The organism is Streptomyces sp. RLA131 (assembly GCF_056270125.1).
In genome coordinates this window covers 5,926,392-5,938,562 of the sequence record NZ_JBWDOQ010000002.1, presented here as the reverse complement: position 1 = coordinate 5,938,562, position 12,171 = coordinate 5,926,392, and the positions used below count along the sequence as shown (strand labels likewise).

Annotated in this window: 11 protein-coding genes and 1 riboswitch; of the genes, 4 read left to right on the top strand and 7 right to left on the bottom strand. The window is 70.6% G+C overall.

All coding sequences use genetic code 11. The features are described from left to right. Positions 1-2 precede the first annotated feature (2 nt). The 4 genes from RWE79_RS27865 to RWE79_RS27850 all read right to left on the bottom strand — a co-directional run bounded on the left by RWE79_RS27865 (position 3) and on the right by RWE79_RS27850 (position 5,038). Entirely contained in the window at positions 3-1,106 is a 1,104-nt protein-coding gene (locus RWE79_RS27865) for an ABC transporter ATP-binding protein (protein WP_475942817.1), read from the bottom strand. Then, complete coding sequence (locus tag RWE79_RS27860; RefSeq protein ID WP_475942816.1) at positions 1,103-2,101, bottom strand: ABC transporter permease; 999 nt, start codon at positions 2,099-2,101, stop codon at positions 1,103-1,105. The genes RWE79_RS27865 and RWE79_RS27860 overlap by 4 nt, the downstream gene beginning before the upstream one ends. Positions 2,102-2,203: 102 nt before the next feature. Further along, positions 2,204-3,973 (bottom strand): ABC transporter substrate-binding protein, encoded by a 1,770-nt coding sequence (locus tag RWE79_RS27855; protein ID WP_475942815.1) that lies wholly within the window; start codon positions 3,971-3,973, stop codon positions 2,204-2,206. 72 nt (positions 3,974-4,045) lie between these two features. Then, the gene (locus tag RWE79_RS27850) at positions 4,046-5,038 is read right to left on the bottom strand and encodes an ABC transporter permease (RefSeq protein WP_475942814.1); all 993 of its coding nucleotides are present in this window, start codon (positions 5,036-5,038) and stop codon (positions 4,046-4,048) included. A 317-nt stretch (positions 5,039-5,355) separates the two neighbouring features. Between RWE79_RS27850 and RWE79_RS27845 the strand changes: the two genes are divergently transcribed. After that, positions 5,356-6,870 carry a DUF885 family protein gene (locus RWE79_RS27845; RefSeq protein ID WP_475942813.1) on the top strand — a complete coding sequence of 505 codons (1,515 nt, stop codon included), beginning with the start codon at positions 5,356-5,358 and terminating at the stop codon, positions 6,868-6,870. Between the two features lie 49 nt (positions 6,871-6,919). Here the strand turns inward: RWE79_RS27845 and RWE79_RS27840 are convergent, their stop codons facing one another. Then, positions 6,920-7,732: an enhanced serine sensitivity protein SseB C-terminal domain-containing protein gene (locus RWE79_RS27840; RefSeq protein ID WP_475942812.1), complete on the bottom strand. Its 813-nt coding sequence runs from the start codon at positions 7,730-7,732 to the stop codon at positions 6,920-6,922. Positions 7,733-7,795: 63 nt separating this feature from the next. Beyond that, positions 7,796-8,569, bottom strand: coding sequence for an enhanced serine sensitivity protein SseB (locus RWE79_RS27835; protein WP_475942811.1), 774 nt, complete (start codon positions 8,567-8,569; stop codon positions 7,796-7,798). A gap of 134 nt (positions 8,570-8,703) precedes the next feature. Here RWE79_RS27835 and RWE79_RS27830 point away from each other — a divergent pair, with 134 nt between their 5' ends. Then, positions 8,704-9,519, top strand: coding sequence for a hypothetical protein (locus tag RWE79_RS27830; protein WP_475942810.1), 816 nt, complete (start codon positions 8,704-8,706; stop codon positions 9,517-9,519). 50 nt (positions 9,520-9,569) lie between these two features. Here RWE79_RS27830 and RWE79_RS27825 read toward each other — a convergent pair whose 3' ends face one another. After that, positions 9,570-10,214, bottom strand: a complete 645-nt coding sequence (locus RWE79_RS27825; protein ID WP_475942809.1) for an AAA family ATPase — start codon at positions 10,212-10,214, stop codon at positions 9,570-9,572. Between the two features lie 170 nt (positions 10,215-10,384). Continuing rightward, positions 10,385-10,483: riboswitch (glycine riboswitch) on the top strand. Between the two features lie 143 nt (positions 10,484-10,626). Between RWE79_RS27825 and gcvT the strand changes: the two genes are divergently transcribed. Together gcvT and gcvH are read left to right on the top strand one after the other, a co-directional pair. Then, positions 10,627-11,745: a glycine cleavage system aminomethyltransferase GcvT gene (gene gcvT, locus RWE79_RS27820; protein ID WP_475942808.1), complete on the top strand. Its 1,119-nt coding sequence runs from the start codon at positions 10,627-10,629 to the stop codon at positions 11,743-11,745. Positions 11,746-11,787: 42 nt separating this feature from the next. Next, positions 11,788-12,165 carry a glycine cleavage system protein GcvH gene (gcvH, locus tag RWE79_RS27815; RefSeq protein WP_475942807.1) on the top strand — a complete coding sequence of 126 codons (378 nt, stop codon included), beginning with the start codon at positions 11,788-11,790 and terminating at the stop codon, positions 12,163-12,165. The last annotated feature ends 6 nt before the right edge of the window (positions 12,166-12,171 follow it).

Sequence of the window (12,171 nt, the reverse complement as noted above, 5' to 3'; positions counted from 1 at the left end):
TTTCACAGCTTGGGCGCAATCTCTTCGGTCCAGATGCGCTCCCGGTCCGCCGTGCTCAGGTGGCAGGCGGCGTGGTGCCGTTCGCCGACCTCGCGCAGTTCGGGTACGACGGTCTCGCTCGCCCCGCCGGTCAGTTCCGCGTACGGGCAGCGCGGGTGGAAGGCGCAGCCGGACGGGATGTTGATGAGGCTGGGCGGGGAGCCCTTGACGGGGTTCAGCCGCTCGGTGCGTTCCCGGTCCAGGCGGGGCATCGAACCCAGCAGGCCCCAGGTGTAGGGGTGCTGCGGTTCGTAGAAGACCTTCTCGGCCGGGCCGCGCTCGATGCAGCGGCCGCCGTACATCACCAGGATGTCGTCGGCGAGTTCGGCGACGACGCCCAGGTCGTGGGTGATGATGATGACGGCGGAGCCGAACTCCTTCTGCAGGTCCCGGATCAGGTCCAGGATCTGCGCCTGGACGGTGACGTCCAGCGCGGTGGTCGGCTCGTCGGCGATCAGCAGTTCGGGGTTGTTGACCAGCGACATCGCGATCATCACGCGCTGGCGCATACCGCCGGAGAACTGGTGCGGGTAGTCGTCCACCCGCTTGTCCGGCTGCGGGATGCCGACCCGGTCGAGGAGTTCGACGGTCCGCTTGCGGGCGTCCTTCTTCGAGGCCTTCGGGTGGTGGGTGCGGTACGCCTCGACGATCTGCGCGCCGATGGTGAAGTACGGGTGGAGGGCCGACAGCGGATCCTGGAAGATCATCGCCATCTCGCGGCCGCGCAGCCGCCGGACCTCGTCGGGATCGGCGGACAGCAGTTCCTTGCCGTCCAGCCAGATCTCGCCGGACATCCGGGCCTTGCTGCGTCCGTACTGGCCCACCCGGTGCAGGCCCATGACGGCCAGCGAGGTGACGGACTTGCCGGAGCCGGACTCGCCGACGATGCCGAGGGTCCTGCCCTTCTCCAGCTGGAAGGAGACCCCGTCGACGGACTTGACCAGGCCGTCGTCGGTCGGGAAGTGCACCTTGAGGTCACGGACCTCCAGGAACGCCGTCGGCGCGGGCGATCCGGCGACCGGCTCGTTGACGACGGTGCCGCTCTGGCTGATGGGGAGGTCCGTCATGTGAGCCTCACTCGGGGGTCGATCACCGCGTACAGAAGGTCCACGACGAGGTTGGCCAGGGCGACCGCGAACGCCGCGATCAGGGTGACGCCGAGGATCAGCGGGAAGTCCTTGTCACCGATGGCCTTGACGGCCGCCTGGCCGAGACCCGGCAGGTTGAACGCGGTCTCGGTGAGGATGGCGCCGCCGATGAGGGCGCCGAGGTCCATACCGAGGATGGTCAGGATGGGGGTCATCGTGGAGCGCATGGCGTGCTTGCCGATGACCACCGGCTCGCTCAGGCCCTTGGCGCGGGCGGTACGGATGTAGTCCTCGCCCAGGACTTCGAGCATGGTGGCCCGGGTGAGCCGGGCGTACATGGCCGCGTAGAGGAAGGCCAGTGTCACCCAGGGCAGGATCATGCCGCCGAACCAGCCGGCCGGATCCTCCGTGAAGGGTGTGTACTGCCCGTCGAACCACTTGAGTCCGTAGACGAAGATCGCGAGCGACAGGAGCGCGGTGAAGTAGATGGGAAGCGAGACAGCGGCCAGGGCCACGCCCATCGACGTACGGTCCAGCACGCTGCCGCGCTTGAGCGCGGAGACCACACCGGTGGTGATGCCGCCGAACAGCCAGAGCACACAGGCTCCGCCGGCCAGCGCCAGGGTGACCGGGAGGCGGTCCAGCAGAACCGGCCAGATCTCCTGCTCGTTGCGGAAGGAGTAGCCGAAGCAGGGCGCCGCGCAGTGCGTGACGTCCGTGCCGTTGGCGTAGTCGCGGCCCGCGAACAGGCCTTCGACGAACTTCCAGAACTGGACCAGGATCGGGTCGTCCAGGCCCATCTTCTGGCGGATGCCCTCCAGGGAGGCGGGGTCGGCCTGCTTGCCTATGAAATAGGTGGCAGGGTCGACGCCGACCCACTTGGGGATCAGGAAGAAGATCCCGAAGGTCACCAGTGTGATGACCAGCAGCATGACGATGACGGCGAACAAACGCCGGATGAGATATGCAAGCACTGCGCTTGGCCCGGCGGGCGGCCCGGGAACCCCTTGCGAGGATCCCCGGGCCGCCGCACGCGGCCGTCACCTGCCCTTCGGAGGGTGTCGGGTGTTACTCGACTACTGCACGACGCCGAGGGCGCTGTAGTCGTAGCGGCCGTTGTACGAGTCGGCCGTGTAGACGTTCGTCAGGCGGGAGCTGCGCCAGATGATGTTCTTCTCGAAGGTGAAGGGCAGGTAGTACGCGCCTTCCGACACCTTCTCGTTGATCTGCTTGTAGTACTCGCCGGCCTTGTTGGCGTCGGTCTCCACCAGGGCCTTGTCGAACAGCCCGTCGATCGACTTGTCGTTGATCTCGGCGAAGTTGTTGTTGCCGCTCTGCAGGGTGAACCGGCTGTCGACCAGCGGCTGCAGGAAGCCCTGACCGGTCGGGAAGTCGGCGCCCCAGCCCATGATGATGATGCCGTAGCCCTTGGACTTGACGGTCTTCGGGCTGCCGATGATGCCGGAGGTCTGGGCGCCGTCGAACTCGTCGATGTCGACGACGATGCCGACCTTCTTCAGCGAGGCCTGGAGCGACTCGGCGGTGGCGACCTCGATCGGCTTGTTGTTGCGGACCGCGATCGTGGTCTTGAAGCCGTTCGGCTTGCCGCAGGCCTTGAGCTCTTCCTTGGCCTTGGTCACGTTGCCCGAGGTGTCCTTGAGGACGTCGTACGGGTCGTAGCTGCCGTCAGCGCCCTTGATGGCCAGGGGCAGCATGTTCGGGGCGACGGCGCCACCGGCCTGCGGGCCGCCGCGGGCGGTCTGCAGCGACTTGTGGTCGGCGCCGTAGATGACCGCCTTGCGGCAGTGGATGTTGTCCAGCGGCTTGACCGTGGTCGGGAAGACCGCGTACCGGATGAAGCCGGTGTTGGGGTTGTCCGCGTTGGCCTTGTTCTTGGTCAGCACCTCGGACCGGGCGGCCTGGCCGACGCCGGTGGCGTTGATGTCCAGGTCGTAGTCGCCGTTGATCAGACGCTTGTCCATGTCGTCGGCGTTGGTGGTGAGCGTGACCGTGATCTTGTCCGGGAGCGCCTTGCGGACGGTGTCCGTGGAGGCCTTCCAGTACTTGTTCCGCACCAGCACCAGCGACTTGTTCGGGGTGTAGGACTGGAACTTGTACGGGCCGTTGGAGAACGGCTTGAGCCCGTACTTGGCCGCGGTGTCCTTGGACGCCTTGACCGGGGTGCCCGTCGGCATCGCCAGCATCTGCTCGAAGTCGCTGTTGGGCTTCGGCAGGTGGAAGACGATGGTCTTGTCGTCCGGGGTGTCGACCGCCTTCAGACCGAGCTTGTCGGCGGAGGTGTCCTTGTACGGGCCCTTGTACTCACCCTTGGGGTCCAGCACCTGCTGCAGGTAGACCGGGCCGCCGGAGATGACGTCCTGCGCCCAGATGCGCTCGATGCCGTACTTGACGTCCTTGGAGGTGACGGCCGTGCCGTCCTCCCACTTGATGCCGTCCTTGAGGGTGTACGTGTAGGTCTTGCCGCCGTCCGTGATCTTGGCCGTGGAGGTGGCCATGTCCGGTACGAGCGTGGTGCTCTTGGTGCCCGCCTGCGGTGCGTACGTGATCAGCTGGCGCGCGAAGTAACGGTCGAAGTCCCACACGAAGCCGTAGTACCCGCGCTGGGGGTCCCAGGAGTCCGCATCCTGGGTACCGATGAACTTCAGGGTGCCGCCGGCCTTGTCGGACGCGCTCGCCACCTTGTTCACGGCCGCGTTGAAACCGGGCGCCTTCGCGGTGCCGCCGCCGGAGTCACTGCCGCCACAAGCGGCGGTGGACAGCAGAGCCGCGACGGTGAAGACCGTACCCGCAGCCAGTCTGCGCCTCGATGAGCGTGGGAATGTCACTTTCTCGCAACCTCCGTAATCGGTGAAGAGCCTCCTGACGAAACGGCAGGGGCGGGTGGTGCCGTGGTGCTGCTAGCGATTGCCCTTCGGGTCCAGCGCATCGCGCACGCCGTCGCCGAAGAGATTGAAGGCCAGCACGGTGATGAAGATCGCCAGACCCGGGATGATCATGAAGATCGGGTCCGTGTCGTAGAAACTGACAGCCTTGTTGAGCATCTGCCCCCACGACGAGGTGGGCGGCTTGACACCCACCCCCAGGAAGCTCAGCGCCGCCTCGGTGAGGACGTTGGTCGGGATCATCAACGTCGCGTAGACGGTGATCGGCGCGACCAGGTTCGGCAGCAGCTCACGGAAGAGGATGTACGTACGGCCGGCCCCCAGGCTGCGGGCCGCCTCCACGTACTCGCGCTCCCTCAGGCTCAGGGTCTGCCCGCGCACGATACGGCCGATGTACGGCCAGCCGAAGAAGCCGATGACCACGATGAGTACGCCCATCCGGACACCGGACCCGCTGAAGCCCAGCAGGGTGTTCGGCATGACGGAGACCAGCGCGATGATGAAGAGCAGCTGCGGGAAGGCGAGCAGCAGGTCCATGACCCGGCTGATGAGGGTGTCGACCCAGCCGCCGAAGTACCCGGCCACGATGCCGAAGACGGTGCCGATCGCGACCGCGACGATGGCCGAGAGGAACGCCACCAGCAGGGAGACCCGGGCGCCGTAGACGATCCGGCTGAAGACGTCCCGGCCGTTGACCGGCTCCACTCCCAGCAGGTAGTCGCCGCTCATACCGCCCCACTTGGAGGTCGGCGTGCCGAACAGCGGGTCGATCTTCGACTCGTGGAAGTCGTTCGGCGGGTGGCCCAGCGCGCTCACGATCAGGGGGGCGAAGACCGCCACGAGGACCAGCAGCACCACCACCACGCCACCGGCCAGGGCGACCTTGTCGCGCTTGAGCCGGGTCCAGGCGATCCGGCCGGGTGAGCGGCCCACGATCTCCTTGGCCGGAACATCGGCGGTGACGTCGGCCAGCGACGTCTCGGCGGTGTCGTGCAGCGGTGCTGTCATGTCTCCTCGTGCATCCCCCTGCCGGCGGTGGCCGGCTCGCCTGGTCGGCCCGTCCGGGTCGACGGAGTGGGCCGGCACTGTCGGGCGGAGCTCTGTGGTTGTGCCTGGTGGAATCGTCAAGGCGACAAAGTAATTCTGTGAAGCGCCTCTGGGGCGTGAGTCTCCATGGCCCGCGCGATCACGCACCAGGCCTCACAGCGAATGGATGCGCAACCGTGATGTGGTGCGCCATCGTCCGTTATTACCGCACTGTTACGCGCGTCGACCCGGAGCCGGCGGATCGCCGTGCGGGCCCCGAATCGCTACGGTTCGGTGCCATGGATGATCGGCTCCGCGCGGTGTGCGACCTCATGGTTCCCCTGGTCCGGGAGATGGCGGGACTGCACGACTACGACGGCCGGGTGCAGGACCTCTCCCCCGACGGCGTCCGCCGGGGGCTCGCGGCGCTCGCCCACGCCCGGCTCGCCGGCGGCGCCCGTCCCGACCCGCACGACGAGGCCCATCTGTCCGTCTTCGAGGACACCCTCAAGACCCAGTACGGCGACCTGGAGCTGCACCGCCGCGATCCCTATCCCCATCTGTCCAACCTCGAACTGACCTCCTACGACCGCGAGTACGCGCCCCGCGAGCAGCGCGACGAGGCCCGGCTCAGGCATCTGCTCCAGTGGCCCGACGCCGTCGACGCCGCCATCGCCTCGCTGGACCGGGTCAGCGCACCGGTGGCGGGCGCGCTGCTCGGGGCGGTACGGGGGCTGGCCGCCGGGCTGGACGCGGACCGCGAGCCCGAGGCCGGCCCGGCGCTGGCCGCGCACGGCCGGCTGGTGGCCCACATCGCCCGGGCCGCCGAGACCGGCGACCCGGACCCGCGGCTGGGCGGGGCCGCGCTGGCCGCGCTGATGGGCAGTCAGGAGGGCATGCCCGTCGACCTGTCCGCGCTCGCCGACGAGGCAGCCCGCGAACGCGACCGGCTGACCGGGCTGCTGACCGAGTCCTGCGCCCGGCTCGACCCCCGCCGCGGTGTCGGTGAACTCGTTCCGGAACTCCTCGCGGACCACCCGGACGCGGACGGGGTGATCCCCGAGGCCGCCCGGCTCACCGAGGAGGTGATCGAGTTCACCCGCGACCGGAAGCTGGTGCCCTGGCTCGACGGCGACTGCCTGGTCGGGCCGGCCCCGCCCTCGCGCCGCTGGTCCACGGCGATGATGACCTGGGCCGCGCCCGGCGAACCCGACACCGTCTCCTGGTACCACGTCACCCCGCCCGAGCCCGACTGGCCGGAGGACGAGCGCGAGGAGTGGCTCTCGGTCTTCAGCCGCACCAGCCTGCCGGCGATCACGGTGCACGAGGTCGCCCCCGGGCACTTCGCCCACGGGCGGGCCCTGCGGCACGCTCCCACCGACGTACGGCGGGTCCTGCACTCGCTGTCCTTCTGCGAGGGCTGGGCCCACTACGTCGAGGAGGTCTGCCTGGAGGAGGGGTTCCGGGCCCGCGACCCGCGCTTCGCCATCGGTGTGGCCCTTGAGGCGCTCGTCCGGGTGACCCGGCTGACCTGCGCCATCGGGCTGCACACCGGGGCCCTGTCCCTGGACGACGCGACCGCGCTGTTCATGCGCGACGCCCACCTGGCGCGGGCCGGGGCCGCCTCGGAGGCCCGGCGCGGGACGTTCGACGCGGGCTACGGCCGCTACACCTGGGGCAAGCTGGAGATCCTGCGCCTGCGCGACCGGGCCCGGCGGGAGTGGGGCGCCGGCTTCTCCCTGGAGCGGTTCCACGGGGCCCTGCTGGGGCTGGGCAGCCCACCGCTCGGCCTGATCGGCGCGGCGCTGCGCTGACCTGCCCCGACCTACGGCGACTTGAGCCGACCCGCGCCGACCCGCGCTGTCAGCGCGGCGCCGTGGGGCTGCCCCAGCCCCAGACCTGTCCCGCCTGCCCTGTCCGTCCGGACTGGCCCGCGTCGGGGGCACCGGCGTGGGCGTCACGGTCGTAGAAGGGCTGCGCCCGCACCCGCATCCACATCGCGACGGGGTCGTACTCGTCGGCCATGGCGACGGTGGAGACGGGCAGGCCCGGCGGTACGCCGCCGATGGACTGCTGCATCATGACGCGGACGGCCTCGACGGCGGCCGGACCCGTGTCGTACATGTCGAGGCCGATCGCGAGATACGGCTCGCCGAGGGCGGGCTGCACCCAGGCCCGCCGCAGCGCCCGCACGGCGGGGGTGCGGTGGGCGTGCTGGACCAGCAGGGCGTAGTACTGCGGGATCTGGACGGCGGGCTCACTGATGGTCAGGGGCCCGGCGGGAAGGCGGTCGAGGCCGGCGGCGACCCGCCGCAGGTCGAGCCAGGGAATGCCGACACCGCCGCCGGGGGCGTGCGGATTCAGCCACAGGCCCCAGCGGTCCGGGAAGAGGGACGCGGCGATCTCCCGCCCGGTGACCACCTCGTGGGCCCTGCCCCAGCCGCAGGCGGACAGCTCCTGCGGCGAGGTCACACAGGGCGCGTAGCCGTAGCCGGCGACCTCCATGTTGCCGTACTGCGCCTCGGAGGAACCGGGGGCGCCGTGCCACAGCAGCATCCAGAGCCGGCTTTCGGCCAGTGCCCTCAGGAGGTCTTCGTAGGAGTCGTATCTGCCGGGGGTCACTTGCCGGAGCGCATGCTCCAGACCGCCGCCGCCCCCTCCCACGCCCGCGCTCACGTGGCCCGCCCCTTCTGTCGAACTCAAGCCCTGTCTTCGCTCATCAAACCAGGTTATTCGCCCTCAGTCTCGCGTGAAGAAGGGGCGTACGTGCTCCAGCATCCAGTCGCCGACCGGGTCCTGGGCGATGTCGAGAAGTACCAGGTTGACCGGCCAGGGCACGGGCACCGCACCGAGCGAGCGCCCGAGCGCGGTCATCGCGGCGGTGCGGTCCTCCTCCTGCCAGCGGTCGAGCTCCACGCCGACGAAGAGCGCGGGCGGGTCCCCCTCGACGCTCGCCAGGGCCCGGCGGGCGCTCAGCACGACCGGCGTGACGGCGAACTCCCCCGCCGCCACGGCCAGGAACTCCACCGGTTCCTCGTCCCATCCCGGCTCCCACAGCCGCACCCGGGCACCGGACGGGGAACCGGGCGCCCGGTCGGTACGGCACAGCTCCATCACCGCGGCCGGGGGCAGCGGGATGCCCACCGCGCCACCGGGGTTGAGGACGATGCCCACCTTGGGGGGCAGCCCGCGGGCGAACTCCCGTACCGGGGCGACCGCGAAGGACAGTCCGTTGGCCGCCTGCAGGAACTGCTGCTCGGAGCTGAAGACCGGTACGTAGACGACACCGTCGAGCTCGACGGTGGCCAGGTCGAGGTCACGGCTGTCCGGGCCGCCGCCCGCGGGCAGCGGCACCCACACCTGGGAGCGGCCGAGGACCTCCAGGACCCGGGCGGTCGCGCCGGGGTCGCCCATGGCGGCGGAGAGGACCTCTTCGAGTTCATTGGCGGGCCAGCCGCCGTAGGCCACCGCCGGGGCGATTCCGTCCGGTATGCGCTGCGCCGGGATCTCCATATGGAAACCCTATCGGGTAAGCCGAGCGGCCTCGACGGACACGTATGGTGACTGTCGAGTTGCGGAGAGTCACGTCATCTTCTCAGGATGGAGCAGGAAGGCATCAACCCCTACCTTTTGGGAGAAACACGGACATGCGTACCAGCAAGCTCGCCGCCGCCGCCATAGCCGCCGCGCTCAGCGGATCGCTCGTCCTGGGCGTCACCGGTGCCGCAGGCGCGACCGCCCACGCTCCGTCCCGTACCCACGCCTCCGCCGTGGTCTCCGACCCGGCCCAGACGCCCGCCGCCGGCCCGGTCACGGATGTCCTCGCCAAGCTGGCCGACACCCTCTCGGCCGGCGCGAAGCTGAGCCAGGAGGCCCAGGCCGACCAGCCGGACAGTGCCCGCCTCCAGGAGATGCAGCGCAACCTGACGGCGGCGACCGAGCAGCTCTCCAGCTCGCTGGGCATGGCGGCGGCCGCCGCCAAGGCAGCCGCCGGCACCCAGGGCGAGGGCCACGCCACGCCGATCGATGACGCGATGACCAAGGTCAACGACCAGCTCAAGACGCTGACCACGGATGTCACCGCGCTCGTCGCGGCGATCGGCAACAAGGACTTCGCCAAGATCACGGCCCTGATCCCCAAGATCCTCGCGGACCTGACCGCCCTGGTGACCTCGGTGCCGGCCATCCTGAACGCCCTGCTCGCCGGGCTGCTGCCCTTCCCGCTGCCGATCGGGCTCGAGAACGGCGCGTCCCCGGCCGACCAGACCACCCCGGCTGCTCCGGCGGACCAGGCCGCCCCGGCGGACCAGGCTGCTCCGGCGACCCCGGCCGCCCCGGCCGACCAGGCCGCCCCGGCTGCTCCGGCCGCCCCGGCGGACCAGGCCGCTCCGGCGGACCAGCAGGTCGCCGGCGCCCCCGCCGTGGCGCAGCTCCCGCAGGGCGGCGGTGCGGGCGCCAACTGATCACCGGCCGCTCCACCGCCGTACCGCCGTACCGCCGCGGCCCGGGCCGCTCAGCCGTCGAACGTGATGGCACCGAGCGCCCGGGCCGCCGCGCGGTCCAGCAGCACCGTCGATTCGCACGCGCCCGGCAGCCTCCCGGCCTCGGCCGCCGCCAGCAGCCGCCGTGACGCCCTGCGGTGCCGGGCCATCGCGTACGCGGACACCCGTCGGCCACGCGAGCGCTGCCCGTCGCGGGCGGCCTCCTCGGTCACGTCGAGCAGCAGCAGATGCAGGCCCCGGCCGCGCCCGGCGGCCTGCCGGGCGAGCCAGTTCCGTACCCACGGCAGCGTCCCGCAGTCGTGGACGACGACGCTCTCGCCGGAGCGCAGCGCCCGCCGCATCCCGGCGTAGTGCGCGATCCGCACCAGCGGCCGGTACAGGGCGTAGGGCAGGCGGGCCGGCATCCGGGCCGCCCAGCGCAGCCGTACCTCCTGGGAGTCGACCAGCCGGGCACCCGTGGCGCGCCGCATCAGGGTGCTCTTGCCGCCGCCGGGCAGGCCGGAGACGACCAGCACGTCACCGGCGGGGTAGTTGAGGGTGTGCACGGCCCGCTCCCGCAGGTCGGTCAGCGGCCGCGGCCGGGCGCCGGCTCCGGCTCTTGTCCCGGTTCCGGACAGCGTCCGTACCGCGTACGCACCGCCGGATCGCACCAGCACAGCGATCGCCCTCCCCCGGTCCCAGAGTTTCAAGAAATGGTAATGGGAAGACCAACGGATCCCCTATCGCCCGACCGGGATCGGGACCGGGCCGGGACGGGGCCGGGACACGATCGCGACAAGACCCGGAGCCCGTGCAATGATGGCGGCTCAATCTCATACAGGCCGTTCGAGGCCGCGCGGGAGAGCTCCGTCCGGGTCAACCGGAAGGGCGCCGAAGGAGCAAGTCCTCCCTTGAATCTCTCAGGCACCGTTACCGCGCGGACGAGGCACATCTGAAAAGCGGGCGGCATCCGGCACCGGACTCCGCCCCACCCAAGGTGCAAACCGTGGCCGCAGGGCTCACGGTGAACCTCTCAGGTTCCGATGACAGATGGGGAGGAGTCCTCGCCACGCCTGCATTGGGAGCCCCATGACCGACGTCGCCCTTCCGCGCCGTACCGCGCTCGACGCGCTGCACCGCGCGCTCGGCGCCACCATGACCGACTTCGCCGGCTGGGACATGCCGCTGCGCTACGGCAGCGAGCGCGACGAGCACCACGCGGTACGGACCCGGGCCGGGCTCTTCGACCTCTCCCACATGGGCGAGATCACCGTCACCGGCCCGCAGGCGGCCGAGGCGCTGGACTTCGCGCTGGTCGGCCACATCTCCGCGGTCGCCGTCGGCCGGGCCCGCTACACGATGATCTGCCGGGAGGACGGCGGCATCCTGGACGACCTGATCGTCTACCGGCTGGGCGACACCGAGTTCATGATCGTCGCCAATGCCTCCAACGCCCAGGTCGTGCTCGACGCCGTCACCGAACGGGCCGCCGGTTTCACGGCGGAGGTACGGGACGACCGGGACGCGTACGCGCTGATCGCCGTCCAGGGGCCTCAGTCGCCGGGCATCGTGAAGTCGCTGACCGACGCCGACCTGGACGGCCTGAAGTACTACGCCGGGCTGCCCGGCACCGTCGCCGGCGTCCCGGCGCTGATCGCCCGCACCGGCTACACCGGCGAGGACGGCTTCGAACTGTTCGTGGCCCCCGCCGACGCGGAGAAGCTCTGGCAGGCGATCACCGACGCGGGCGCCCCCGCGGGCCTGGTCCCGTGCGGGCTGTCCTGCCGGGACACCCTGCGCCTGGAGGCCGGGATGCCGCTGTACGGGCACGAGCTGAGCACCGCGCTCACCCCCTTCGACGCCGGGCTGGGCCGGGTCGTGAAGTTCGGCAAGCCGGGTGACTTCGTGGGCCGCGAGGCGCTGCTGGCGGCCGCGGACCGGCCGGTCCGCTCGCTGGTCGGCCTGGTCGCCGAGGGCCGCCGGGTCCCCCGCGCGGGCTACCCGGTGGTGGCGGGCGGCGCGGTGGTCGGCGAGGTCACCTCCGGCGCCCCGTCCCCGACCCTGGGCCGGCCGATCGCGATGGCGTACGTGGACGCCGCGTACGCCGCTCCCGCTGCCGCCTCCGCGTCGGGTATCGCCGTGGACATCCGGGGCAGCCACGAACCGTACGAGGTCGTGGCCCTGCCCTTCTACAAGCGCACCCGCTGACCCTTTTCACCAGCACCTCACCGCATCCAGGAGAATCAGGACATGAGCAACCCCCAGCAGCTGCGCTACAGCAAGGAGCACGAGTGGGTCTCCGCCGCCGAGGCGGGCGTCTCCACCGTGGGCATCACCTCGCACGCCGCCGACGCGCTCGGTGACGTCGTGTACGTCCAGCTCCCGGAGGTCGGCTCCACGGTCACCGCGGGCGACACCTGCGGCGAGCTGGAGTCGACCAAGTCGGTCAGCGACCTGTACGCGCCGGTCACCGGAGAGGTCACCGAGGTCAACCAGGACGTCGTGGACGACCCGGCACTGGTGAACTCCGCCCCGTTCGAGGGCGGTTGGCTGTTCAAGGTGAAGGTGGGCGAGGAGCCGGGCGACCTGCTCTCCGCCGACGAGTACGCCGCCTTCACCGGCAACTGATCCTCC